Raw genomic sequence first — 26,270 nt, 5'->3', positions numbered from 1 at the left:
CGCCGCTCATCACCCAGCAGGCCATCCAGGAAAAGACTGGCCGACGCCGCTACCCGGTCCTGCGTGAAAAGGCTGCGCATCCGCGCCTTCACATCGCGCAGCGATGTCGCCCACAGCTCCAGTGTCGCCTCGATCGATGCGCCCGCCATCCACGGCCTCCTTACCATGGAGACCTATTGATTCAGAATTCCGATCAATATGCAACTGTAATGCTAAGCCATACCCTGGTTGGTTTAAGCCGCCATTCTGGTGAACGCCCTATCCGGGGCATGCCCCGGATAGGGCGTCGCGCTGCCCCGCCCATACACCTCGTCCGGCGTTCGGCCGGCCATCTGTCGCCGCCACCTGTAGATCTGGTTCGGCCGAAGATCAGCACACCGGGCAATCGCCACCACGTTCGCGCCAGGCGCCGAAACCGCCGCGACCAACTCACGCTTCTGCTGGTCGGTCCATACCCGCCGCCGTTCTGGACCCGAAATTACTGTGATCTGGCTCATCGCACCGTCCTTAGTATCGGTGCAAACACCAGTGCTTGCACCGGTGCCATGTCAAAATATCAGCCAATTACCGCAATGCGGCCTTCACCGGAGCCATACGAACTCCCGCGCCTGACGCGGATTGACGCGCGAGGAGGGATGCGGCGGGTCGCTAGCGCGGCGATCAGGTCATCGTCGCAGCCGCTGGTGGCTTCGAAGACAAGGCGGATGTCGTGGTCGAGCGCGTCGAGCCAGGTGGTGATGGCATCCGGTGTATTGGCGATCTGCCCGATCCTGCCTGATGGCAGTTCGCAAATGTCGATGAGAGCACGCGAAAGGTCGCAGCCGATAACGGCCTGTGGCATGGGTAAGGCTCCTGTCCATGTCGTGCGGGATCAGCAGTCCCAAGCAACTGTTCAGGGTTGTGACCAACGCGGAAGGGGCCCTTGCTCCCTATCGGGCTCCAGACCCTCGGGGGGAGGGGCTCCCTTCCGCAACCTCTTCATACCAGCATCACATCAGACAAGGGGGAGGGGCGGTGCGCCCCCATCGCTTACCAGACGTGGACGCGCTTTTCGGGCGTCAGGTACAGGGCCTGGCCCGGCTTCACCTCGAAGGGCGCATACCAGGCGTCGAGGTTGCGCACGGTCAGCACGCGCCACGGCGCGGGCGCGTGGACGTCGCTGGCGATCCGGGCGCGCAACGCCCGTTCGCGCATCTTGGTGCGCCAGCTCTGCGCAAAGGCCAGGAAGAAGCGCTGGTCGCCGGTCAGCCCGTCGATGACCGGCGCGGGCTTGCCGCCCAGCGACGCCTGATAGGCTTCGTAGGACGCGGTCAACCCGGCCACGTCGGCGATGTTCTCGCCCAGTTCCTGCTCACCGTTCAGGTGCAGGCCGGGCAGCGCCTCATAGCCATTATATTGCTGGACCAGCGCCTGTCCGGCCGCCTCGAACCGCTTGAGATCGGCCGGGGTCCACCAGTTGTGCAGCCGCCCGGTGGAATCGAAATCGCTGCCCAGATTGTCGAAGCTGTGGCTGATCTCATGCCCGATCACCGATCCGATCGCGCCGTAATTGGCCGCCGCGTCGAACTTCGGGTCGAAATAGGGGCTCTCCAGGATCGCGGCGGGGAAGTTCAGCGCGTTCTGGAGCGGCAGGTTGACCGCATTCACCGTTTGCGGCGTCATCCACCATTCGCCGCGATCGACCGGCTTGCCCAGCTTGGCCAGGTGATAGCGATACAGGGCCAGCCTGGCGCGCCGGGCATTGCCGACCGGATCGTCGGCGCGCACGGCGAACGCCGGATAATTCCACCAGTGATCGGGATAGCCGACCCCGACCTTCAGCACCGCCAGCTTGGCGCGCGCCTCCTTCTTGGTGGCGGGGGCCATCCAGTCGAGCGCGGCGATGCGGCGGTCGAACGCGGCGACGATGTTGCGCACCATCGCCTGGATCTCGGTCTTGGACGAGGCCGGGAAATAACGCTGGGCATAGATCTTGCCCACCGCCTCGCCCAGCGCGCCGTTGACCGCCGCGATGCCGCGCTTGGCGCGCGGTTGCTGCGCGGGCGTGCCGGTCAGGGTGCGGCCGTAAAAGCCGAACGCGGCGTCGTCGATCGCCTTGGGCAGCGATGCCGTCACCTGGTTGATCGTGTGGAAGGCCAGCCAGTCCTGCCAGCTTTGCAGCGGCTCGCTGGCGACCAGCGCCGACAATCGGGTGATCGCCTCGGGCTGCCACGCGATAAAGTCGCGCTGTCCGGCGGGCAGCCCCGCCGCGTTCCAGAAGGCCTTCCAGTCGACGCCCGGCGCGCGGGTTTCGAAATCGGCGCGGGTCCAGGGATTGTCGCCCTTGTGCGCGTCCTGGCTGGCGATGATGTCGGTCTGCGCGGCGGCGATCTTCATCTCCAGCGCAAAGACGCGCTCGGCGCGTCCTTGCGGATCGGACAGCCCGGCGAGCTGCATCAGCTGGGCCAGATAGGCGCGGTACGCGGTGCGGATTTCGGCCATTTCGGGCTTGGCCGACAAGTAATAATCGCGCTCGGGCAGGCCCAGACCGCCCTGCATCAGATAGGGGATGTTGCGCGTCGGGTGGTTCAGATCCTGGCTGACGAACAGGCCGAACAGGTCGTTGGTGCTGGCGTAATTGTTGTTGTTGAACGGATCGGTGTCGGACCGCATCGCCGCGCCGATCGCGCGCGACAGGTCGCTTTTGGTCCTGATCGCGGCGATGGCGGCGAGATCGGCCTGGATCGGCTTCAGCCCGCGCGCCTTGATCCCGGCGGTGTCGACATAGGCGGCGTAGTAATCGGCGATGCGCTGCTGGTCGCTGCCCGGTGCGCCCTTGGCCGCGGCCGCGCCCTGGATGATCGCGGCGTTACGCGCCTCGGCCCGCAGCGACACGTCGAGGCCGACACCGATCGACGACCGGTCGGCGGGAATCTCGGCGGCCTTGCGCCAGATGCCATTGGCGTAATCGTCGAAATTGTCGCCCGGCTTCACCGCCGGATCGATCAGCGCCTTGTCCACGCCCGAGCGCAGCGGCGGGGTGATCGGTGCGGCGGTCTGGGCGATCGCGGCGGAGGAGGCGAGCAGGGCGAGGGTAAGGGCAAGACGGTTCATGATTGTCCCAGGATCGGCAATATATGCGCGAGGCAGGCTCCCAAGTCGCGCATAAGTCAAGCCTCTGCGGAGGTCGGGCCTCGCCTCGGGACTCTCCGCCGGAGGGTGGTGGAGCGCCGCCGCCCGGCCGTTCGTCCTGCCGCAGGGGACTCGCAATATCCGATATGAATGCTATATGGATCACACGATATAGCGAAACTAGGATAGTCCGATGGTTGCCGCCTCGACACTCGATACATCGGTCCGTGCCGCCGCGCCGCGCCGGGTGCGTGGCCGGAAGCGCGTCTTTTATGCATCGCCGCGCATCGCCGCGACGACCGCCGATGATGGCCATGTCGTGGTCGACTTCTCGATGGGCCAGGACCCGGACAATCTTGCGGCGCTGAAGGAAGCGCTCGCCGCCAGCGGGTCCAGGGCGGCGCCTGCGGCCAGCGGGGGCAGGTTGCCGGCGGCGGTGGTCAAGCTGCTTGCCACGGCGTTCGAGAAAGTCGCCGAACGCTATCTCCAGGACCAGTTCTCCACCGAGTTCGAGAAGCTCGTCGCGGAATATCGGCTGATGCTCCGCGAGAATCTGGCGACGGGGGACGATGCCCAGCTCAAGGCCGCGCTCAACCGCGCGCGGCTCCAGGAGCGGATCCTCGCGGCGACCCCGATGGCGGATCAGGCACAGGCTTGTGAGCTGCTGGGCCTGTCGGGCGCCAACCCGTCGGCCACGATGAAGCGCAAGGAGGACAAGAAGGAATTGCTGCGCTTCACGGTCGATGGCCGTGCGGTCTATCCGCTGTTGCAGTTCGATGTCGAAGGGCGGCGGATCCATCCGGCGCTGGGCAAGATCATCGCCAGAAAGCCGGATCACTGGACCAGCTTCCGGCTGCTCCACTGGCTCATCCGGCCGCATCTCGATTTCGAGCATTCGCCCGGCGCGTCGCTTGGCAATGAACCCGAAGCGGTGATCGCCGCCTTCGCGCGGGAGATCGAGCCCGAGGTCCATGGCTGATGCGGATCAGCCTGAAGATCCCCGACCCGGCCACCATGCGGGTCGGGAAGGAAGACTATCATCGGCTCGCCGCCGGGACCGAACTGCATCGGGTGCATCCCGGCGCGTTCGGCCCGACCGCGTTCAACGACACCGACAAGGGGAATGCGCGCTTCTCGCCGATCCGCGATGCCGGCGGCACGATCATCCCGACCATCTATGCGGCGCAGTCCTTCGCCTGCGCGATCTGCGAGATCATCCTGCGCTGCCCGGACACGCCGCCGCCCACGCGCACGACCATCGCCCCGCCCGACATCGTCCACCCCATGGACTACCGATTCCATGCGCACAGCCAGGTGCGCACGAACCACGACCTCAACCTCGTCAGTATCACGGTCGCGGGGCAGCGTCGGATCGGCGTGCATGCCAACGCCCTGCTCGCGGGTCCGCGGAGCAGCTATCCGGTCACGCGGGGCTGGGCGGAGAGGATCCACGCGGCCTGTCCGTCCGCCCAGGGCCTTTATTATACCTCCTATCAATATGGTCCCGACTATGCGGTCCTGCTGTTCGGCGATCGCGTGCCGGATGACATTCTCGATGGCCTGACCACGCGGTCCATCGCCGATCCCGCCTGTCATGATGAGATCCAGACGCTCGCGGCCGGTCTGTCGATCGATTACGAGGATGTCTGAACCCCGGCGGGGATGAGGCCGGCGGCGTTCGTTGCGATGATCCGGCCCTGTCTGGCATGGCCCTGTCTCGCATGACCCTGTCCCGCATGGGCCGGAGCGATTGCGAACATCCGGACATGAGCTGATAAATCGACTGATTCGTCAAGTGTGAATCTATTGAGCGATTGCGTGAATATGTGTGAGCGCCAAAAGGCGTTGGCAATCGCGGTTGGCGAACCACACAACTCCCGTCGAAACCGGGAGAAATCTGATGAAACCATATCATGGCATATTGCTTGCCGCCGTCTCGCTCGTTCCTTTGACCCCTGTATGGGGCCAGGCCGCGACCCAGGTCGAAGATCGCATGACCACCGTTTCGGCGCCGCTCGCCCTAGCCAAGCTGGGCGCGGCTGTCGGTGGCGGATTTGATGCGCGCGCGCGCGCGACCGGCGGCGCGGCGCTGCAAATGACCCGCGACAATGGCGCGCCGATCGGGTCCAACCGCAATTCGCTCGCGGCCGGGGACACCGGCCCGGTGCTGCTCGAGGATACCACGCTGATCGAGAAGCTGGCGCGCTTCGATCGGGAGCGGGTGCCGGAGCGTGTCGTTCATGCGCGCGGAACCGGCGCCCAGGGCGTCTTCCGGGCCACGGCGGACCTGTCGGACATCACCAAGGCGCCGCTGTTCGGCCAGGCGGGGAAGGAAACGCCCGTATTCGTGCGCTTCTCGACGGTCATTCATCCGTCGGGCTCGCCCGAAGGCGCGCGCGACCCGCATGGTTTCGCGGTGAAGTTCTACACCGACCAGGGCAATTGGGACCTGGTGGGCAACAACCTGCCGATCTTCTTCATTCGCGACGCCATGCAGTTTCCGGACATGGTCCATTCGCTCAAGCCCTCGCCGGTGACGAACAAGCAGGATCCGAACCGCTTCTTCGAATTCTTCTCCGGCACGCCCGAAGCGACCAACATGCTCGTCCATGTCTATTCGAACCTCGGGACGCCGGCATCGTATCGGACCATGGACGGCAATGGCGTGCATGCGTTCAAGCTGGTCAACAAGGACGGGAAGGTCACCTTCGCCAAGTTCCGCTGGATCAGCCGCCAGGGCGTCAAGAGCCTGAACGGCGATCTCGCCGCCAAGGCGCCGGCCAATTTCCTGACCGACGATCTGTACGGCGCGATCTCGGCGGGCGACCATCCGACCTGGGATCTCATGGTGCAGACCATGACGGCGGACGAACTCGGCCATCTGCCGTTCAATCCGTTCGACGACACCAAGGAATGGCTGGACGTGCCTTTCCGCAAGATCGGCGAGATGACGCTCAACCAGGTGCCCGAGAATTTCTTCCGCTGGACCGAACAATCCGCGTTCGCGCCGGCCAATCTGGTGCCCGGCATCGAAGCCTCGCCGGACCGCATGTTGCAGGGGCGCCTCTTCGCCTATTCCGACACCCAGCGTTATCGCGTCGGGGCGAATGTCATGGACCTGCCCGTCAATCGCCCGCGCGTGGCGGTGGTGAACAATTATCAGGACGGTCAGCTCGATGCGGCGACGGGCCAGGTCGAGGTGAATTATTTCCCGTCCGCAGCCCGGGGCAGGAGCGTGGATCCGTCGTTCGCGCCGACGCCCTATAAGATCGATGCCATCGTCCGGACCGCACCGATATCGAAGACCGAGCCGTTCGATCAGGCAGGCCGATTCTATCGTGCCCTGAAACCGGCCGACAAGGCGGATCTGGTCAAGAACCTGGCCGGGGATCTTGGGGAGGTGACGTCGCCGCGGACCAGGACGGTCATGGTGAGCTACTTCCTTCAGGCGGACCGCGATCTTGGCGCGCGGCTTGCCAAGGCGGTGAACGTACCGATCAGCGACGTCGATCGCGCGGTGGCCGAGTATCAGGCCACGGCCGATGCGCGGTATGCGGGCGTGCAGTGATGTTTGCCCTGCTTCTTCCGGTGCTGCTGGCCGCCGCGCCGGCGGAACCCGTAAACCTGCCGCCGCCCGAGCGGCGGCAGGCTTTGCTCTTCGAAGCCGCGAAGATGGGACGGACCGACCTGATCCCGTTTCTGGCGAAAAACGGCGCCGACGTTAACGCCTATGAGGAAAGGGGTTTCACGCCCCTGATCCTGGCGGCGTATAATGGCCAGGCGGCGGCGGTGGAGGCGTTGCTAAATGCGGGTGCGGACCCGTGCAAGCCGGATCGCACGCAGGGCAATACCGCCCAGATGGGCGTGGCCTTCAAGGGGGACGATCGGATCGCGGCCCGCTTGTTGAAAGCAGGTTGCGACATCAATGCTCGCAACAAGGCGGGGCAGACCGCATTGATGATGGCCGCGCTGTTCGGACGTACCGCACAGGTCAAAATGCTGATGCAGCACGGCGCCGATCCCCATCTCGTCGATGCATCCGGTCGGTCGGCGGCGTCGGTCGCCGAAGTGCAGGGCCATTCGGATCTGGCCAGCGACCTGGCCAGATCGCCCGGACACTGATCGCGCGAAACCGGTGCCGTTCACGCGGCACCGGTCCGTGCGCGGCCATGGGTCAGCGCATCGGTCCCCGGCCTTTCCTCACAAAGCGGACAACATGTCCATCAGCAGGGGGCGCAGGCGGCGTAGCTCGGCCCGGTGCGCCGTCGTCAGATCCCTGATCTTCTCCATTCCGGCCGGGCTCAGGCCTATCATCATTTTCCGGCGATCGTCTCCACTCGTGCGACAGATCAGGTCGAGCTTCTCAAGCCGGTCGACCAGCCCGGTCGCGCTGTGCGGCCGCAGGCGCAGATGGTCGGCAAGCGCCCCCACGGACAAGGTCATGCCGGGCGCGCCACGGAGCGCGAGCAGCGCCTGATGCTGTTGCGGCGTGATCCCGGCGGCGCTGGCGGCCTGTTCGCTGAACGACAGGAAGGTGCGCAGCTGGCGCCGGAACTCGGCGAGTGCGCGATAGTCATCATCGGTGATCGGGTCGGCCATCGTTCCTCGGCGCAGCTGTTCGGGCGGCATGGACATGATCGGGTGATGCGTCAGGACCGGGCGACCATGGCGGACGATCGCCCGCCGCGATGCCGATATTGCGACCCGGATCGACAGGCAATGCCCGGACCGCCCCAAGTGGCGCTCGATCCTCGGGCAGGATGATGGATCGTGGGGGTTTCGCGGCCTGCCGTCTGCCCGCCTGTCGTCGAGCCCCGCTTCCCTGCCGCATTGATAAATATCGTAATGCGATATATTCGGCCGCCATGGTCCAGAGTCCCAGATCCCATCCCACGTCCGCCCAGCCGGGCATGATGCCGCGTCAGCCGCGCCTCGCCGATCACACCGCCGATGGACGGATGCTGATCCTGGCCGCGCTGGCGCTTGTGATCGGCAGCGGCGGGGCGGCGGCGGCATGGCTGCTGCTGAAGATGATCGCACTGGCCACCAACATCGCCTGGTACGGTCATGTGTCGTTCGATACCGTATCGATCGTTCCGGCGGCGCATGGGCCGCGCGTATTGCTGGTTCCGGTCGCGGGCAGCCTGATCATCGGCCTGATGGCGCGGTTCGGATCGGACAAGATCCGGGGGCATGGCATCCCGGAGGCGATCGAGGCGATCCTGTTCGGACAGAGCCGGTTGTCGCCCAAGGTCGCGGTGCTGAAGCCGATATCGGCCGCCGTGTCGATCGGGTCGGGCGGGCCCTTTGGCGCGGAGGGGCCGATCATCATGACCGGCGGCGCGATCGGTTCGCTGCTGGCGCAATGCTTCCACCTGACGGCCGCCGAGCGCAAGACGTTGCTGGTCGCCGGCGCGGCGGCGGGGATGACCGCGATCTTCGGCACGCCGGTCGCCGCGATGCTGCTGGCGATCGAGGTGATGCTGTTCGAGTGGAAACCGCGCAGCTTCGTGCCGGTCGCCGTGGCGGCGCTGACCGCCATCGCCTGGCGACCGCTGCTGATCGCGAGCGGGCCGATGTTCACGCTGGGCGCGCCGCTCGCCCTTTCCGGCGAGACCCTGGCCTGCGCGGCATTGCTGGGCGGCGGTATCGGCATCGTCGCGTCGTTTCTGTCGACCGCGCTCTACCGGATCGAGGATGGCTTCCACGCCCTGCCGGTGCACTGGATGTGGTGGCCCGCGCTGGGCGCGGTGATCGTCGGGATCGGCGGCATGATCGATCCGCGCGTGCTGGGCGCAGGATATGACAATATCCAGATGCTGCTCGGCGGATCGATGCTGCTGCGCGCGATCCTCCTGCTGTTGGTGGTCAAGGCGGTGGTATGGCTCGTCGCGCTGGGCTCGGGGACGTCGGGGGGCATCCTGGCGCCGCTGCTGATGCTGGGCGGTGCGCTTGGCGCGGTGGCAGGGCATGGATTGCCGGGCGGCGTCGGCCTGTACGCGCTGGCCGGGATGGCGGCGATGATGAGCGCCTCGATGCGCGCGCCGCTGACCGCGGCGGTGTTCGCGGTGGAACTGACCGGGCGGCTCGAGGCGTTGCCAGTGGTCGCGGCGGCGAGTGTCACCGGCTATGCGGTCGCGGTCCTGGTGCTGCGTCGGTCGATCCTGACCGAGAAGATCGCGCGGCGGGGCCGGCATCTCAGCCAGGAATATGCGGTCGATCCGCTCGCCAGGGTGCGCGCGGGCGAGATCATGGTGCCTTCGCCCGATAGCCTGTCGGCGACGATGCCGGTCGGCAGGGCGGTCGCCTTTCTCGCCGATGCGCCGTACCGGTCCTATCCCGTGATCGATGCACGGTCGCGTCCGATCGGCCTCGTTTCGCGCAGCGACGCCGTGCGATGGCGGAAAGACCGGCCCGATCCCGCTACGCCGCTGGGCGATCTGCTAGCGGACTGTCCGGTGGTCAGCGTGCGGCCCGGCTTGCCCGTCGATCTGGTGGCCGAGCGGATGCTGGCGGACAATCTCCGCCGGATGGCGGTCGTCGATGATGACGGCGTCCTGATCGGCCTGATCGCGCGCCAGGATCTGCTCTTCGCACGCAGCGACTGGCGGCACGAAGAACGGGCGCGGGTGCGATTCTCGCACTGATCGCGGGGGGGCGTCACGCCTTGGTCGTCGCGCGCGGCGCTTGCGCGACCAGATCGCCACGCCGGTCACGGACAGCACGGCCACGCCCACGCCCACGCCCATCAACGCGACGCCGATCCGCCAGGGCAGGCCCCAGACATCCGCCATGTGCAGCGCCGATATCCATTCGGTGAACGTATTCGCGCCGGATTGGCCGCGTGGAAGGACGAGCTTCATCAGGCGGCCGGTGTCGCTGTCGAAGATCGCCAGCGAGCGACCGCCACTGTCGCGCATGTCGGCGGAGGTGGTGAAGATGTAGACATAGGCACCTGCATCGGGCCGGTGCAGTAGTGCGGTCTCGCGCAGCGGGGCGATGGTGAGGCCATGCCGACCGGCTTCGCGCAGCGCCAGAGCCCGGCCCCGTCGCTCGGCTGCGCGGAAATCGAGGCGGGGTGTGTGCCGGGCCGCGGGCGGTGCGACGAGTCCGCTCTGTACGGGGCGATAGCCGAACGCCCGCATCACCGGTGTGTAGATGGTCGAGAGGTTGAAGAACACGCCCGACCAGGCGAAGATCAACAGCATCGGCCAGAGCCACAAGCCGGTGGCGCGGTGAAGGTCGAAGGTGCGTTTATAGTGTCCGGCACGCCAGCGCACCGTCCAGGCGGGGCGCCAGCGCGCCCATGATCGTGCGGCGGCGCGCGGACGACCATCGCGGTTGGCCATCGTCTGGCGCACGGGCAGGGTGAGGTAAAAGCCGACGAAACAGTCCAGTGTCCAGACCAGTGCGGCAATGCCGAACGCCAGCAGCCCCCATGGTCCCAGCGCCAGGGAATAATGGACGCGCAAGAGGAACGGCATGAGGTTGATCAGGCCCTCGGTGATGTCGCCGAGGCGTCGGTGCCCGATCACTGCGCCGGTATAGGGATCGACGAAGAGTTCGTCCCATTGCGTCGACCAGGGTACCAGTCCGCCCGTGGCGCGATCGCGCCGTTCGACCTGGAGGATCACGCTGCGCCCCGGCGTGCCGTGCAATGGCAGATAGTCGATCGTTCCACCGGGATATCGCGCCATCACCCGTTCCCGCAGGTCCTGCGGCGACAGCATCGCCGCGCCCGGGGCCGGCGGTGCGATCCGGTGGACCTGTGGTGCCACCAGCAGGTCGATCCTGTCCCGGAACGCCAGCACGCTGCCCGTCAGCCCAGCGACGCAGAGGAACAGGGCGAGGCCCAGCCCCGCCCAGCGATGAATGCGCACCCAGAATGGGCGCAGGCGGATGCCCATCGGACGCGGCCCGATCAGAACCGCGTCGTCATGTTCACCCGCCAGGTGCGCGGCGCGCCGGGCCACACCTCGAACGCGCTGAAGGCATGGGTGAAGTAGCGTTTGTCGGCCAGGTTCTCGACACTGGCGCCCAGCCTGATGTGCGGCGTGACGGCATAGCCCATCTGCGCGTCGAAGCGCCAATATCCCGGCAGGTCGAAGCTCTCGTCGATATCCGCCGCGCGCCGGCCTGTATAGGTTCCCGAGCCGCCCAGCGAGAAACCCGACAGGACGCCGCGTCGCACTTCATAGTCGCCGCGCAGGACGATGCCATGGCGGGGGATGTTGCGGATGTGCTTGCCCACCAGATCGGGATTGGTGTCCTTGGTGGTTTCGGCGTCGATATAGCTATAACCAGCGTAGAGCATCATTCCCTCCAGCGGGCGGGCGGCGGCCGACAGTTCAAACCCCTTTGAGACCTGTTCGCCGATCGGCAGCAGGAAGCCGGGCGTGACGCGGTCGGCGACGGCGACATCGCCGCGCCTGAGATGGACAGCGCGCCGTTCAGCGACAGGCGCCCATCCAGCAGGTCCGCCTTCGCGCCCAGTTCATACTGGCGCCCCGTTTCGGGCTTCAGCGGGCTGCCGCCGGCCGTGATCCCCTGCACCGGGAGGAAGGATGTGGTGCGGTTGGCGAACAGCGACAATGTGGGTGTCGGCATGTAGAGCAGACCGATCTGCGTGGTCCATGCGGTCTGCTGCTGGCGCTGCAAGGCGGGCGCACGGGCACCGCGCGTGCTGACGACGGTCTGGCGATAGTCGGACCAGCGCGCGCCCGCGACCAGCTTCAGCGCGGCGGTGATGCCGATACGGTCCTGCGCGAAGAGGCCCGCGGTGCGGGTGCGCTCGTCGGTGGTGGTGTTCCGGCTGGGGATCCGTACCGTCGCGGGCGCGCTGCTCCGTTCATAAACCGGCGCATACAGATCGAGATCGGTCGTCAGGCTGGTGCTGCCGGTCGTAGCGCGATCGAACCAGGTATAATCGCCGCCCACCACGACCTCATGCGAGATCGGGCCGGTTTGGAAACCATAATTGAGGTCGGTGTGCGCGGTCCAGTTGTCGCCCGAGCCGACGGAGGCGAGCACCGCCCGCATCAGCGAACGCCGGGTGTCGTCGGACCAGCCCAGCAGGCCGAATACCGTCCCTTCGTCGTGATATTCGTGCATCCAGGATATCGCCGTCCGCCAGCGGATGTTCTCGCTGAAGCGGTGTTCGATGCGGCCGGTGATCTCGCTGTCCTTGCGGATCGAAGGGGCGAAGGTCGGGTCGGTCAGGCTCAGCGCGCGGGCGAAGCGGCCATTGGGATTGGGGCGCACCGTGCCGTCCGCCGGCAGGCCATTGAAGAATCCGCGCAGGCGGTTGTAGCTGTACACGCCCTCGATCGTGACGGTGGTCGCATGGTCGACATCCAACGCCACGACCGGCGCCACGAACAGATGTCGGCGGTGCCAATAGTCGACGAAGCTGTCGGCATCGTCATAGGCGGCCGTCACGCGGAAACGCAGGTCGCCGCCTTTGGTCAGGGGGCCGGTCAGGTCCGCCGTGGCACGCCAGTCGTCATAGCGGCCGAAGCTGAGACCCGCGAACGCCTCAGGGTCACGCTTGGGCTGCTTGGTGACGATGTTGACCACCGCACCCGGTTTCAACTGGCCATAGAGTACCGAGGCGGGGCCCTTGAGCACTTCGACCCGCTCGATCCCGATGGTGTCCCGGCCCTGGCGCATGGTGGAGGAGGCGATGCCGTTGATCGTCTGGTTCGCCTCGAACCCGCGGATCAGATAGGTATCGCCGAACGCGTCGAGGCTCGATCCATCGCGCGACGCACCGGGGATGAAACGCAGGGTATCGCCCACCGTCTCGCTTCCGCTGTTGGCGATCAGGCGGCGGTCGATGATCTCGACTGATTGCGGGATGGTCATCACGCTATCCTTGGCCAGGCGGCCGAAGACCATGATCTCCGCGCTTTGCGGCTCGGGCGGACTGACGGTGTGTGCCGTCGGCAAGACGCTGGCGGACCCTGCTGGGCGCGGCGCAGCGGTGGGAGCCTGTATCAGCACGTAGCCGGCCCGCCCGTCCGACTGTGCGCGCAGCCCGGTGCCGCGTAGCAAATGGTCCAGCGCGGCCCGGGAGGCCAGCGTGCCGCGTACCGCCGTGCTGCGCTTGCCCCGCGTCAGGCGCGCGTCGGCCACCACCATGATGCCCGACGCCCGCGTGAACGCGGCCAGCGCCTGGGCCAGCGGCCGGGCCGGCAGGTCGTAGTCGCGTATGCTGTCGGCGGCGGCCTGCGCCTGTGTCGGCGATGGCAGCGCAGCGGCGGCGGCGGCGCATGCCAGCAGGGCACCGGCCAGGCGCGGAAAACTCTTGGTCATTGCTATCCCCCACAAGGTCTGTTCGACCTACGGACGGATCAACGCCCCGTTCGGGCAGTGCCGTGGCGGATTATTTTTCTAGCGCCTGCGCACGACTGTGCCGTCCGGCCCCGTTTCCACCGTCACCGGCAGCGCGGCGCCGATCCCCGCCAGCGCCTGTGCGCTGTCGGTCAGGGGGAAGGTGCCCGACAGGCTGAGACCCTGCAGGTCCGTGGCATCGTAGCGGATCGGCGCGGCGCGATAGCGATTGAGCTGGTCGAGCACGCGCGAGAGGGGAAGGTCGTCCGCCACCAGCAACCCCTCCGGCCAGCCCTGTTCGGCCCGGGCGTCCATCGCGGGCAGCCGGTGCGCCCCGACGGCATCGAGCCGTGCCGCCTGACCGGGCCCGAGCGTCACGCAGGACGGCCGGGCGAGCGCCGCGCAAGCCCGCACCTGCGAGGTGATCACGGCCACGATCGTCGCGTCCTCGACCACCCGTACGCTGAACTGCGTGCCCAGCGCCTGCGCGGTGCCCTGTGGCGTGCGCACCACGAACGGCAAGGGCGCGCCATGATGGACGGTCGCCATGACCGCCCCGCGCCACAGGCGGACTGTCCGCCGATGGTTGTCGATGTCCAGCGCGCTGTCGCTGTCGAGCGTGAGCCGGTCCTGCGTGGCGAGCGTCGCGGATGCCCGCTGGCCATGCGCGGTCCGCTCTGCTGCCATCTGAGTGCGGATCGCGGGATTGTCCGCCAGAATCCATCCACCGCCGGCAAGACCGGCCGCCAGCAGGATGCCCACCATCGCACGTCGGGGGGCCTTGGCGCGGTACATTGCGCGCAGGGCCGTGCGCGTCACCGCATCGGCGGGTGCCATCCTGCCCCCGATCCGCGCCATCCGTTCGAACGCGATACGATGGGCGGGATCGGTCTCCAGCCATGCATCGAGATCCTGGCGGTCGCTTTCGTCCCACGCCGCGTCGCCCAGTTGCGCATGCCACGCCGCGGCCTGCTCCACCGCCTTGCGGCCGGGCTCCGCCGCGTCAGTCCGGGTTGCCATGGGCCGCGACGTAGCAGTGGAGCAAGGCGCGGGCGATATACTGCTTCACCATGCTGGCCGAAACGCCCAGTTCGGTGGCGATCTGCGCGTAGGTCAGCCCGTCTAGGCGGCTCATCAGGAGCGCGGAACGGACCCTCGGGGGCAATTGCCCGAGCAGTTCGCCCACCGCGCACAATTCCTGCACGGCTTCGGCCACGCGGTCCGGTCCTGGCTGTTGGGCATGGCCTGTCAACAGGGTATAGGCATCGAGGAACGCCCGTTCCGAGGCCTTGCGCCGCGCATCGTCGATCAGCAGCCGGCGGGCCACCGTGGCCAGATAGCGACGGGGATGCGAATGCAGCCGCAACCCCGACTGCTCGGCAAGTCGGCAGAAGGTCTCCTGCGCCAGGTCGCTCGCATTGCCATGGGTTCGCGCCCGCGTTGCAAGCCAGTCCAGCAGCCAGCGTCCATGCGCGCGATACAGCGAATCGAGGGAGGGCTGGGCCAAGCTTGTCACCGTCTGCCGGTAGCTTGTAAGATAATAAGTCGCAATATCCTTGGCGTGCAGCACCTTCGTCGTTACTGGCGCGGGATGCGATTGATTCGCATCATTGTAACGGGGGATACAAATGTCGTCATTCAGGATCGCGTTGATCGCATCGGGGGCGATCGTCGCGACGCCCGCCTTTGCGGAGGAGCCACAGGCCGCCTCGGCTGCGGAGGAGATCATCGTCACCGGTCGCGCGCAGCGGCTCTATCGCGTCGAGCAGACGACGGTGGGCAAGGCCGCCGAAGACCCGATGAACATTCCGCAGGCGGTGCAGGTCATCAATTCGGAGCTGTTCGCCGACCAGGGCGCACGCGACGCGACGGATATCTATCGCAACATCTCGGGCGTCAGCTTCTTCAGCTATGCGGGCGTGACCTTTCGTGGCTTCCGGCAGGACCAGTCCTTCTATGACGGCCAGCGGGGCAATCCGTTCATCGGCTTCTCCGTGCCGCAGCTCTTCAATGTCGACCGGGTCGAAGTGTTGAAAGGCCCGGCCGGGCTGTTCTTCGGGCCGGGATCGCCGGGGGGCATCATCAATTATGTGTCCAAGACGCCGAAGGAGGAAACGGCGCTGCGGGCGGTCATCACCGGCGGCACCTATGACCGTGTCGGCCTGTCGGCGGAGGCGACCGGCCGCGTGGATAAGGACGGCGTCCTGACCTATCGGCTGGGCGGCTTCTACGAATCGATGGACCCCTATCGCCGCAATACCCAGAACAAGACGCGGATCGGCGATGCGGGGCTGTCCATCAGAACGAACGAGGGCGGCAAGCTCACGCTGCAGGCGACGCTCTACGACAGCGCGTTCCAGGGCAACCGCCTGCGCGGCGTGCTGGTGGACAATGCCGGGAATTTCCTCACCACCATCCGCTGGAACGCCAATGAGAAGACCGATTTCCTGAACCTGCGCTCCGAGGCCTATCAGGCACGCTATGCGACCACGATCGGCGAGCGGGTCACGTTCGATGCCGGCATGCGCTATTTCAAGGCGACCGAGACCCAGCAATATCACGAGCCGCGCGGCCTCGATCCCAGCAACCCCGATCTGGTCCGCCGCGAATTCCGCGACCAGATCCGGCCCGTCCATGGCCTGTCGTTCATGGCCAACCTGACCGCGCGGGTCGACATCCTCGGCATGGAGCACAAGTTCCAGGCCGGTGCCGACTGGTATGACGAGAAGAGCCTGCTGCATTCGCGGATCCTGCGCGCCGGCGTGACCTCGCTCAGCCTGAGCAATCCCGTCTATGGCCGGGGCGAAGGAGACGCGGCGCGCGCGGCCCTGCTGCCCTTCACCACCACCGACACCCGCACCAAGCGCAAGGGCGCCTATCTCCAGGACCAGATCAGCCTCACCGATGCGCTGCTCCTGGTCGGCGGCGTGCGGTACGACAAGTTCGACGACGGGGTGACGTCCAGCAGGAACGGGGCCGTCTTGTCGCGCTCCTCCTATGCGGACAGCGACGTGACCCTGCGCGGCGGCGCGATCTTCAAGCCGCGGCATGACGTCTCGCTTTATGCCAGCTGGTCGCAGAGCTTCGAGCCGCAATCGGCGGCCAGCCAGAACATCGATGCCGGCGGCCCCTTCGCGCCGGTCACCGGCAACCAGCTCGAAGGCGGCGCGAAGACGCAATTGTTCGATGGCCGTTTGCAGGCCAATGCGGCCGTCTATCGCATCGTGCGCAGGAATATCCTGCAGGTCGATCCCTCGCTGCAGCCGGTCAATGGCGTCGACCGGCTGACCCCGATCGGCCAGGTCACCAGCAAGGGCTTCGAGCTGGACCTGACGACGGACGTCACGCCCAACTGGGTGCTGTTGGTCAATTACGGCTATAACGACACCCGGATCACCGGCACCGCGCCCGGCCAGGCGATCACCAATGCCGTGGGCGACCGGTTCGCCAATGCGCCCAAGCACAAGGTCGGATTCTGGACCCGGTATCAGGTGCCCGCGATCGGCACCGCCTTCGCGGTGGGCGGGGAGCATGTCTCGCGGCGCATCAGCCTGTCGGGGCAGACGGTGAAGCCCTATACGACCTTCGACGCCTCGATCACCAAGGGGCTCGGGCTCGTCGAGCTGTTGCTGCGGGTCGATAACATCTTCGACACGGTCTATGCCGCGTCGGGCTTCTCGGCGCAGAGCGGGCATTTCCCGGGGTCGCCGCGCACCTTCCTCGCCGAGCTTCGGCTGCGATTCTGATCGTGATGCGGCCCGCCACGGGAAAGACCCCCGGCAAGGGGCGCTCGCTCTGGTGGCGGGTCCATAGCTGGGCCGGGCTGAAGCTGGCGGTGTTCATGACGTTCGTGCTGGCCACCGGAACGCTGGCGGTCTTCGCGCATGAGATCGACTGGCTCGTCACCCCCGCGATGCGGGCCACGCCGCAGGACGGCCCCCGCGCGAGCTGGGGCCGGCTTGCGGCCGCGGCGGCGCAGGCGGAACCGCGGGGGCGGCTGGGGACGCTCTACGCGCCGATCGACCCGTGGTTCACGGCCGAAGCCTGGATCGACATGGGAAAGGGGGCGCCGCGCCGCGTCTATGTCGATCCCTGGACTGGCACGGTCACGGGCACGCATGGCTGGGCGAATGTGCACCGTTTCCTGCGGCAGACGCACCGCCACCTGATGTTGCCGACCAGGATCGGGATACCGATCGTCTCGTCGCTCTCATTTCTGCTGCTGGCCTCGCTGGTGACGGGGATCGTGACGTACAAGAAATGGTGGCGCGGTTTCCTCAAGCGGCCAAGGGGGGGCGATGCGCGCAAGCTGAGCGGCGACCTGCACCGGCTTGGCGGGTTGTGGAGCCTGTGGTTCGTGGCGTTGATCGCCCTGACCGGGCTTTGGTATCTGGTCGAGACGCTGGGCGGCAATGCGCGGGTGCCCCAATTGCCGACGATCGCAGCGCAGGGGCCTGTGCCGACCGGTGCCCGGCTCGACCGGCTGGTCGCCGCCGCCCGGCGGGCGCGCCCGTCGCTCGACATCCGGGAAATCCGGTTCACGGCGGCGAACGGCGTGGTCTTCCTTGGCCAGGATGGGGCCTGGCTGGTCCGCGACCGCGCCAATGCCGTGGCGATCGTCCCGGCCGATGGGACGGTGCTCGGCTCGCTCGACGGCCGCGATCTGGATATGCATCAGCGGATATCCGAAATGGCCGACCCCCTCCATTTCGGCACGTTCGGCGGGCTGACGACGAAGATCATCTGGTTCCTCTTCGGCGTGATCCTGACCGGCATGTCGGTGACGGGCACCATCATATACGCCAAGCGGCTGGAAAAGGCCGAGCGGCAGCAAAGAAGCGCCGCCAGGATCGCCTGGTCCGGCATGGGCGCATGGGCCTATATCGGCATCGCGCTGGTGGTCATGGCCCTCATCCTCACGCCCGGCGCGATCGTGGGCGCGGGATGACGCTGGCGCGGGCGGATGCGGCTAGCCCGGCCGCAGGGCGTGCCACTGGCGATCGACCTGGGTCGACCGTGCGATGACCAGTCTGCTCGCGACGCTGGACGGGCCGAAGGTGCGCACCTCGTACAGCGCCTCGAACGCGCCGCCCTTGCCGACCTTGGTCGCCAGCGCGTCGAACTCGCCGCGCCGCGCGACGATCTGCGCGCCTTCCGACAGGGCGGGATCGTTCATCGCCGCGACGACGAGGATGCGGTTGCCATAGGGGCCGGGAAAGCTTGCGACATAGGCATAGTCGCGGCGCAGCATCCGCTCCTGCGACGGATCGGCCCAATCCGACTGGAAACGCTGGCCGCTGCGCCGATCGATCAGGGCATCGCCATCGGGCGCGAGCTGAAAGCCGGACGTCGCGAAGATCGGCTCATGCAGATCGCGCATGTCGCTCAGCAGGCCGACATAGACGATATTATGCGCCTTGAGCATGTCGGTCGTGAAGCGGGAGGACGTCAGCGGGGTCGGCGGTGTTCCCGCCCGCGTGGCATTGCGAACGATCGGCGCCAGCGTGGTCAGGGCGACGGTCGCGGCGGATGGCAGGTCGAACAGGTTCAGGTCGACATAGCGTGCCCGCTGTCCGGGATCCTTCGCCTTGTAGCTGTCCAGCGCCTCGCTCGACGGAATGGCCGGATCGCGCAACTGGCGAAAGACATGCCCCTGATCGTCCAGCTCGCCAAATGTATATCGGTCGCCGCAGACGAGCAATGTGGGGAAGGGGGCTTGCGCCAGCGGCAGCCAGAAGGGGGAAGGGACGCGATCGCGCTGCCCTTCGGCGGGGGTAAGCGGCGACCAGCGCGATGACAGCAGGGCGATCAGGATCAGGCCGAGCGCGAGGGCGCCGACGATCACCAAGGCCTGTCGTCCCACCGCTGCACGCCGACCCGCGGGCGTTGCCATGGTCGGCATGGCCGGATCGGTCTCCCCCTCCGCCGCGCCGTCCTGCGGGGCCGATGGCGGCGGCAGCAATTGCAGGCGATACTCGCCGCGCGGAAGGACCAGCCGCTCGCCGAGCGCGTTCGCCGGAAGGTCCTCCAGCTTCTTGCGCAGCCGGTGGATACTCATGCGGACGGTTGCATCATGCCCGATCTGCTCGCTGGTCGAGAGATCGAACACTTCCTGGGCGACTTCGATCTCCTTGGGCGTCCGACCGGCCAGCGATCGTTCGACCAGAAAATCGAAGAGCTTGCCGATCTGCGCCGATTTGCCCAGCGTGCCGCTGGTGCGCACCATCTCCGCCGCCGCGCGTAACCGTTCCAGCCGGGCGTCCTGATCCGACATGCCGTTCAGCGTTGCCGACAAGGATCGAAACGTCGTGAGGCAGAAACGATCAAGCAAGCCCTCCCATGATAGCGTTATTCTTATGCCAGCTTTTCCCGCCGACAAAGCGCATGCTTCCCGGTCGTTGCCGGCCATGGCTCTGTCGGTCTGTGGACAGCATCGCGAGGCGCGGGAGGGGCGCGCCCTTGCGACCTCCCGCGCCTCGCATTCACCTGACGGATCACTCCATTCGCGCGATCGTCACCTCAAGTCCGTCCAGCCGGGTCGAGAACGGAATCTGGCAGGACAGGCGCGAATATTGGTCCCGGCCGATCGCTTCGTCCAGCACCGCGTCTTCATCCTCGGCCATCGGGGGCAGGCGCGCCAGCCATTCCGACGCGACATGGACATGACAGGTGGCGCATGAACAACTGCCGCCGCATAGCGCGGGCAGCTCGTCCATCCCGGCCTCGCGGATGATCTCCATCACCGACAGGCCCGCATTGCCGTTGAGGACGCGGCTGGCCCCGCTTGGCGTCCTCACGACCAGACGGCCCGTTTCACCCGTCGCCTTCCTGTCGACGCCGTTGTCCTGCTGTTCGTCGATCATGCTCATCATGCCTGTCCTCTCACTATATCGCTCGCATGGGGTCATGGCGGGGTCACGGCGCCGCTCGCGGGCCCGTGGATGGCCCGGCCAGGGTGAAGTGACGGTCGTCCGCGCCATGTTACCGCGCGTTGCGCCGGTGCATCCGAGCCCAGCATCAACGCGCCGTAACGCAGCCTCTCATTCTTATTTTGTGCAGAAAATGCAACTTATAATGTAATTAGTCAATCATATTTTCGATTATGGAACAATAGCCGGCGCGCCCGCGCTCCGGGCGACCGGGGTTATCGGGTCGTGTACCGTTCGCGCCCGGCGCGTACGGTTTGGTACTTACGCACCGCGTTCGCCGCGCGCATGCCAGTCCGGTCGCACCGCCAACGATGCGGCTCGGGTTGCCGCCGGTCGAAAGGATCGCCGCGCGGCGACGCGATGATTGCGGGATCACCCGCCCAAAAAAAAGAAGCGACAATAGGAGAGGCATATGGCTTCCGGTTTCCTCAAGGCGAAGCGGCTTGGCGCCGTCGCCGCGCGTGGCTGCCACGCATCATTCCGAAAACAGGGTCCAACCAACCCGTATCATGCCATTCCGCATCATGGAGGTCGACATGACTGACCTGAACCTGTGGTCCTGGATCGTCGCATTCTACCAGCCGACGCTGGAGATCGTCGAATTGTGGATGTGGGGCCTGCCGTTGTTCGCCGCGGTCGTCGCGATCTCGTTCATGCTGTCCGGCAAGCGAAGCGGTGGACTGACCTGGAAGGGGATGATCGACATGGTCTTCCCCCGCGAATTGCATAGTCACCCCTCGGCGCGGGTCGACCGGTGGAATGCGATCATCCTCTTCGTGATCGGCTTTCCGCTCGTCGGCCTCTTCGCGCTGAACGGCCTGGCGGTCGCGGGCAATGTCGCCGGCGCGCTGGCGTCCCATTTCGGCGGGATCGGCCCCGTCCTCCATGCCACCTGGGCGATCGTGGCGCTGCAATTCGGGGTGTTCTTCCTCGCGACCGACTTTGCCGGCTATTGGGTGCATTACTGGTGCCACACCAACCCGTTCCTGTGGACGCTGCACAAGCCGCATCACACGGCCGAGACGCTGACGCCCTGGACGCTCTATCGCCAGCATCCGATCGAGTTCTTCATCCTCAACGCCATCCCGCCGATCTTTGGCGGCATCGTGACGGGCTTCGTCCTGTACGGGACCGGAACGACCATCCTGCCCGGTACGATGATGTGCGTCGGGATCCTGTCCTATGTGCTGTTCTTCGTGATCGACTTCCTGTCGCATGCCCATGTCCCGGTGTCCTATGGCTGGCTGAACCGGATCGTTCTCGCGCCGGTCATGCATAATGTGCATCACAGCATGGAGCTGGAGCATCGCGACAAGAACAACGCCGTCGTCCTGACGCTCTGGGACTGGATGTTCGGCACGCTGTACCTGCCCAAAAAGGGCGAGACGTGGCGCTGGGGCGTGAACGAGGAGGAATATGGCCCCGCGAATCCGCACAACACGTTGAAGGGATTTTATGCGGAGCCCTTTGTCGAGGCGGGTCGAAGCATCGCCCGGTCGCTGCCGCACCGGACGAAGGGCATGGTCGAAAAGGCCCGGTGACCGGAGCGCCCATCCGCGGCCGAAACATACCAGGCCATCATGTTGTCGAGGTCCGAACCCTGGTTCGGGCCTCGATTTCGTTTCGGCCGCCTCACGCCCGCTTTGCCTTGGCGCCGCGTGTTACGGCTGGGTTACATCGGCGTACCGTTCGGTACTTGCCGCCATGCGGGCCGGTACCCATCCAGCGATGGCAGATGGAAAACCATCGCGATCTGGCGATACTCACCGACACGGGCGACGTGATCGAAATGGCGTGATCCAGCCACAGGACGGATCGCGCATCGACGCTTGTGATGGCGAGGACAGCTTCGAACGTCGGGAGAAACCGCGGGCCGGCCGTGTCGGCACCGTTCGACGATTCAATTGGAGGGGAGAGGCATGCGCGATTTGAACGTATCCGTTGCTGGGCACAGGCATATGAGCCTCCGACGGGATCGACTGATGGGCTCCGTCGCCATCGTCCTGCTGATCGGGCTGGGCGCACAGGCAGAGGCACAGACACAGACACAGACACAGACACAGACACAGACGACCAGGCCCGCTGCATCACCGCCACCGGCCGCGGACGGCGGGAGGGCCAGGCCCGCCGCCAGGAACGCCGATCCCGGCGAGATCGTGGTCACCGCGCGCCGCAAGGAAGAGACGCTGACCAATGTGCCCGCGTCCATCACCGCCTATTCATCGGACTTTCTGAAGAAGCAGAATATCCAGAATTTCGCCGATTATGCGACCAAGATCCCCAACGTCACCTTCCAATATGGCCAGGGCAGCGATGCATCGTCGGTCGGGTTCGTGGGCGGACGGCAGACGACGGTGCGCGGCGTCGCGGGGGCCAACACCACCGGCTATTATATCAACGATACCCCGGTCCCCGCATCGATCAGCCCCCAGACGCTGGCGCTCGACCGGATCGAGGTGCTGAAGGGCCCGCAGGGCACGCTGTTCGGCGCCAGCTCGATGGGCGGCAATCTGCGCTTCATCACCCGCCAGGCGTCATTCACGAAGAACAGCTTCACCGCCCAGGTCCAGGGCGGCGGCACGCAGGATGGCGGGCTGGATTATGACGGCAGCATGCGCGGTGATATCGTGCTCGTGCCCGGCCGGGTGGCTCTGGATGTGGCGGGTGGATACACGCGCGAATCCGGCTTCATCACCCGGCGCTTTCCCGATGCGGCGGGCAATCTGGTGTCCAGGGACGGGCAGGGCCGCAACGACACGTTCGCGGGTGCCGCCACCCTGCGGATCAAGCTGAGCGACCGGCTTGAGGCCAGTATCGGCGGGCTGGGCCAGATTTCCAACCTGCACGGCTTCCCGGCGGCCTATGTGCCCCTGCCGGGCTATCGGCCGGTCTCCTACACGCTCGACCGCGACCGCGATGTGCAGGAATATTCGCGCGACCGCTGGGGCCTCGGCTCCCTCGTCCTCAAATATGCCGGGGAGGGGTTCGACATCACCTCCTCCACAAGCTTCTTCACCCGCCGCACCTCCGAACTGGAGGACAATACGGAGGGGAATAATCGCTACATCAGGACCGTGCGGAACACCGATGCCGGGAACCCGGCGCTGCCGACGCTCAACATCGCGAAGGACCGGCGCTTCACCTCCGAAAACCGGCTGTCCTTTGACGAAGGGGCGCTGCTTCCGCATTTGTCCGGCATCGTCGGCGTCTTCTATCAGCACGGCTATAATAATTTCACCCAGCCGGCGATTCCGATCCCGGCACTCCAGAATGCGGGTCTGGTGCCGGGCTTCGTCACGCGGCAGACCTTCATCACGCATGAGGACAATAGCGCGGTCTTCGGCGAACTTTATTACGAGGTCGTCCCGCGACTGACGCTGACCGTCGGCCTGCGCAAATACTGGATCACGCAGAAGGCGGATGCGACACTCAGCGAGGGGATCTTCAATTCGGCGCAGGGCGATCTGTCACCGGCCCGGCGGGCGCACCAGACCGGCGTCGTGCCCAAGTTCGTCGCTTCCTACAAGCTGCCGGGCGAAGGCACCCTGTATGTTTCGGCCGCCAAGGGCTTTCGGCCCGGCGGCTCGCAGGCGCGTCTGCCCGATTTCTGCCGGGGCGATCTGGCCGCGATCGGTCGCAATCAGGACAATACCCAAAGCTATCGGTCGGACTCGCTCTGGAGCTACGAGGCGGGCATCAAAGGCCGGATCGCCCACCGGCTCAACGTGGCAGCGGCCGCGTTCCAGATCGACTGGTCCGATATCCAGCAGCAGCTCGCACTGCCGGTCTGCACGTTCAGCTTCATCGGCAATGCCGGTCGGGCGCGGATCAGGGGCGGCGAGCTGGAGGTAAGCGGGCGACCGATCGCGGATGTGCCTTTCACCATCCAGCTGGGCCTGGGCTATACCGATGGCCGTCTGATCGATCCCGGCCTGATCGCACAGGCCCCCAATACCCGCCTCGTCCAGACGCCCGAGTGGAGCGGTTCGATCGCCGGCAATTACGAACATCCGCTAAGCGACAGCGCGACATTCATCGTCAGCGCCGACTATAGCTATACCAGCTCGGTCAAGGTGGTGAACAGCGCGGGCGGGTTCCTCCAGCGGCAGGCGCTCAACTTCGTCAACGGCTCGCTCGGCGTCCGCTTCGGCAAGTCGCAGGTCATTCTCTATGGCAAGAACCTGCTCGACAAACGCTTGAACCTTGGCGACCTCTACAGTTCCGGGATCGAGCGCTCCGAATTGCTCGCCGATGGCAGCACGCGACGGTTGCCGCGCGCCGCGATCAGCCGCCCGCGCCAGATCGGCCTGCAATATCGCGTGGATTTCTGAGATGGCCGCGGTCGCGATACGCGCCGTCGCGCTTTCGACATGGATGGCGCTGTACCTCGGCGGTCCGCTTGCGGGACCCGCCCGGGCGCAGACGCTGTCGATGCCGCGGGTCGAGATGGTGCCGGACGACGGGCAACTCCCGCTATCCTCCGCACGCCGGCCGGGGACCGAATATCTCGACCTCGCCCGGCGTGGTTATGAGGAGCAGGAATATTATCTGTCCGGCGTGGCCCCGGCGATCACCGCCGATGGGCGCACGGTGGCGGACGCGCCCTATGTGACGCGCTTCCTGATCCGCAAGCCCAGCGACCCGGCCCGGTTCAACGGCACGGTCATCATCGAGCCGTTCAGCTGGTTCGGGGAACGGGCGGCGGGGTGGATCCTGACCCGCGACTATCTGACGCGGCGGGGCTATGCCTTTGTCGGCTATACGCTCAACATCAACGCGCCGCGGCATGATCCGAAATTCCCGGTCGATGCCGGCGGGACGAGCGAGGATGCGCGCCGGTACGGCAACATCGTCAATTTCGATTTCATGCGCCGGTTCGATTATGCCCGCTATGCGCCGCTGGGCAGCTATTATGACGATCGTCGCTTCCTGCGGGGCGGGTTGCCCGACCCGTTCGTTCCGCAGGCGCAGGGGATCAGCGCCGAACTGGCGATGCTGCTGAAATCCAACCTGCCGGGCGGACCGACGGCCGGCCTGAAGGTAGAGCGCGTCTATGTGAACACCTGGGCGGTGAACGCGCAGATCTGGATGGATTATCTGGATCAGGGCCGTCACCAGCAATGGCGGATGCCGGACGGTCGTCCGCTGATCGATGCCTATATGACCGGCAGACTCGCTTATGGGGAAGTGGCGGGGGATGCGATCCGCGTGCCGCGCCATATGCCGGAGGGCGTGCCGTTCGTGACGGTGTTCAGCCAGTCCGAGACGCTGCACGACGTCACGGAGGGGATCGCGCTGCCGCCCGACAGCGACGCCCCCCGGTTGCGCTATTACGAAGTGATGGGGACGCCGCATCTGCGCAAAGCCGATCTCGGAACCGACGAGGTCGAGCCGATGCCGAATGAAGGCGGCAAGCCCAACGATCCGCGCTGCCAATATCTCTATGACGAACCGGCGGAACTGCCCTTCTCGGCGTTGCTGGACGCGATGGATCGTTGGGTCAGGCTGGGCGTCCCCATGCCCCGCGAACAGCGCGTGGCGCGGCGCGGTCGCGCCGTGGTGCGGGACCAGGCGACCGGGAACATCGTGGGCGGGGTGCGCCCGCCCTGGATCATGGTCCCGACCGCCGAATATTGGACCGATGCCGAAACGGGGTGTGGCGTGGTGTATGATACCAAGCTGCCCTATCCGGCATCGCGGCTGCGGGCGCGTTATGGCAGCTATGCCGCCTATGCACGGCGTTTCGACCAGGCGAAGCGCCGCTCGGTCGCGCAAGGCTATCTCCTGCCCGAAGACGCCGCGATGCTGAAGCCGATCGCCTCGGCGGACGATTTCCGGTCGGACCGCCGGTGATCGGCGGTCCCGGTCGCCGGCGCGTCACTGGGGGCCGCTGCGTCA

General features: G+C 66.3%; 20 protein-coding genes and 2 pseudogenes. 10 read left to right on the top strand and 12 right to left on the bottom strand.

Annotated features, from left to right (window positions below):
- The 4 genes and pseudogenes from RN629_RS15005 to RN629_RS14990 form a co-directional block, all read right to left on the bottom strand.
- Positions 1-167: pseudogene (locus tag RN629_RS15005) on the bottom strand (IS701 family transposase); the annotation flags it as partial.
- A 66-nt stretch (positions 168-233) separates the two neighbouring features.
- Positions 234-497 carry a transposase gene (locus RN629_RS15000; protein ID WP_407035948.1) on the bottom strand — a complete coding sequence of 88 codons (264 nt, stop codon included), beginning with the start codon at positions 495-497 and terminating at the stop codon, positions 234-236.
- A 59-nt stretch (positions 498-556) separates the two neighbouring features.
- Positions 557-841, bottom strand: a complete 285-nt coding sequence (locus RN629_RS14995) for a hypothetical protein (protein WP_407035947.1) — start codon at positions 839-841, stop codon at positions 557-559.
- 188 nt (positions 842-1,029) lie between these two features.
- Entirely contained in the window at positions 1,030-3,093 is a 2,064-nt protein-coding gene (locus tag RN629_RS14990) for a M13 family metallopeptidase (protein ID WP_407035946.1), read from the bottom strand.
- Positions 3,094-3,304: 211 nt separating this feature from the next.
- Here RN629_RS14990 and RN629_RS14985 point away from each other — a divergent pair, with 211 nt between their 5' ends.
- From RN629_RS14985 to RN629_RS14970, 4 genes are all read left to right on the top strand, one after another.
- A complete protein-coding gene (locus tag RN629_RS14985) occupies positions 3,305-4,090 on the top strand; it encodes a hypothetical protein (protein WP_407035945.1) in 786 nt (261 codons plus the stop codon).
- Positions 4,090-4,761 (top strand): RES family NAD+ phosphorylase, encoded by a 672-nt coding sequence (locus tag RN629_RS14980; RefSeq protein WP_407035944.1) that lies wholly within the window; start codon positions 4,090-4,092, stop codon positions 4,759-4,761. The genes RN629_RS14985 and RN629_RS14980 overlap by 1 nt, the downstream gene beginning before the upstream one ends.
- 250 nt (positions 4,762-5,011) lie before the next feature.
- Positions 5,012-6,679 (top strand): catalase, encoded by a 1,668-nt coding sequence (locus RN629_RS14975; protein WP_407035943.1) that lies wholly within the window; start codon positions 5,012-5,014, stop codon positions 6,677-6,679.
- Positions 6,679-7,233, top strand: a complete 555-nt coding sequence (locus RN629_RS14970) for an ankyrin repeat domain-containing protein (RefSeq protein ID WP_407035942.1) — start codon at positions 6,679-6,681, stop codon at positions 7,231-7,233. Before RN629_RS14975 ends, RN629_RS14970 begins: the two co-directional genes overlap by 1 nt.
- Positions 7,234-7,311: 78 nt before the next feature.
- On the opposite strand, the gene RN629_RS14965 is transcribed toward RN629_RS14970, so the two are convergent.
- The gene (locus tag RN629_RS14965; protein ID WP_407035941.1) at positions 7,312-7,710 is read right to left on the bottom strand and encodes a MarR family winged helix-turn-helix transcriptional regulator; all 399 of its coding nucleotides are present in this window, start codon (positions 7,708-7,710) and stop codon (positions 7,312-7,314) included.
- A 311-nt stretch (positions 7,711-8,021) separates the two neighbouring features.
- On the opposite strand from RN629_RS14965, the gene RN629_RS14960 reads away from it, so the two are divergent.
- The gene (locus tag RN629_RS14960; protein ID WP_407035940.1) at positions 8,022-9,758 is read left to right on the top strand and encodes a chloride channel protein; all 1,737 of its coding nucleotides are present in this window, start codon (positions 8,022-8,024) and stop codon (positions 9,756-9,758) included.
- A gap of 51 nt (positions 9,759-9,809) precedes the next feature.
- On the opposite strand, the pseudogene RN629_RS14955 reads toward RN629_RS14960, so the two are convergent.
- The 5 genes and pseudogenes from RN629_RS14955 to RN629_RS14935 form a co-directional block, all read right to left on the bottom strand.
- Positions 9,810-11,018 (bottom strand): annotated as a pseudogene (locus tag RN629_RS14955) (PepSY-associated TM helix domain-containing protein); the annotation flags it as partial.
- A gap of 14 nt (positions 11,019-11,032) precedes the next feature.
- The gene (locus tag RN629_RS14950; RefSeq protein ID WP_407035951.1) at positions 11,033-11,488 is read right to left on the bottom strand and encodes a TonB-dependent receptor domain-containing protein; all 456 of its coding nucleotides are present in this window, start codon (positions 11,486-11,488) and stop codon (positions 11,033-11,035) included.
- Positions 11,425-13,425 carry a TonB-dependent siderophore receptor gene (locus tag RN629_RS14945; RefSeq protein WP_407035939.1) on the bottom strand — a complete coding sequence of 667 codons (2,001 nt, stop codon included), beginning with the start codon at positions 13,423-13,425 and terminating at the stop codon, positions 11,425-11,427. The genes RN629_RS14950 and RN629_RS14945 overlap by 64 nt, the downstream gene beginning before the upstream one ends.
- A gap of 78 nt (positions 13,426-13,503) precedes the next feature.
- Positions 13,504-14,463 (bottom strand): FecR family protein, encoded by a 960-nt coding sequence (locus RN629_RS14940; RefSeq protein ID WP_407035938.1) that lies wholly within the window; start codon positions 14,461-14,463, stop codon positions 13,504-13,506.
- A complete protein-coding gene (locus RN629_RS14935; RefSeq protein WP_407035937.1) occupies positions 14,447-14,950 on the bottom strand; it encodes a sigma-70 family RNA polymerase sigma factor in 504 nt (167 codons plus the stop codon). Before RN629_RS14935 ends, RN629_RS14940 begins: the two co-directional genes overlap by 17 nt.
- 121 nt (positions 14,951-15,071) lie before the next feature.
- Here RN629_RS14935 and RN629_RS14930 point away from each other — a divergent pair, with 121 nt between their 5' ends.
- Positions 15,072-17,189 (top strand): TonB-dependent siderophore receptor, encoded by a 2,118-nt coding sequence (locus RN629_RS14930; RefSeq protein WP_407035936.1) that lies wholly within the window; start codon positions 15,072-15,074, stop codon positions 17,187-17,189.
- Positions 17,190-17,194: 5 nt separating this feature from the next.
- Entirely contained in the window at positions 17,195-18,391 is a 1,197-nt protein-coding gene (locus RN629_RS14925) for a PepSY-associated TM helix domain-containing protein (protein WP_407035950.1), read from the top strand.
- 21 nt (positions 18,392-18,412) lie between these two features.
- Here the strand turns inward: RN629_RS14925 and RN629_RS14920 are convergent, their stop codons facing one another.
- Positions 18,413-19,717, bottom strand: a complete 1,305-nt coding sequence (locus RN629_RS14920; RefSeq protein ID WP_407035935.1) for a hypothetical protein — start codon at positions 19,715-19,717, stop codon at positions 18,413-18,415.
- Positions 19,718-19,937: 220 nt separating this feature from the next.
- Positions 19,938-20,306 (bottom strand): 2Fe-2S iron-sulfur cluster-binding protein, encoded by a 369-nt coding sequence (locus RN629_RS14915; RefSeq protein ID WP_407035949.1) that lies wholly within the window; start codon positions 20,304-20,306, stop codon positions 19,938-19,940.
- A 602-nt stretch (positions 20,307-20,908) separates the two neighbouring features.
- On the opposite strand from RN629_RS14915, the gene RN629_RS14910 reads away from it, so the two are divergent.
- The 3 genes from RN629_RS14910 (at position 20,909) to RN629_RS14900 (ending at position 26,225) form a co-directional block, all read left to right on the top strand.
- A complete protein-coding gene (locus RN629_RS14910) occupies positions 20,909-21,913 on the top strand; it encodes a sterol desaturase family protein (protein WP_407035934.1) in 1,005 nt (334 codons plus the stop codon).
- 441 nt (positions 21,914-22,354) lie between these two features.
- Entirely contained in the window at positions 22,355-24,703 is a 2,349-nt protein-coding gene (locus tag RN629_RS14905; RefSeq protein ID WP_407035933.1) for a TonB-dependent receptor, read from the top strand.
- Position 24,704: 1 nt separating this feature from the next.
- Positions 24,705-26,225, top strand: coding sequence for an alpha/beta hydrolase domain-containing protein (locus tag RN629_RS14900; RefSeq protein ID WP_407035932.1), 1,521 nt, complete (start codon positions 24,705-24,707; stop codon positions 26,223-26,225).
- Positions 26,226-26,270 lie beyond the last annotated feature (45 nt).

This window comes from Facivitalis istanbulensis, from assembly GCF_040560405.1.
Classification (GTDB): Bacteria; Pseudomonadota; Alphaproteobacteria; order Sphingomonadales; family Sphingomonadaceae; genus Sphingomonas; species Sphingomonas istanbulensis.
The sequence above is the reverse complement of the archived record's forward strand: the minus strand, read 5'-3'. Positions and strand labels throughout refer to the sequence as shown.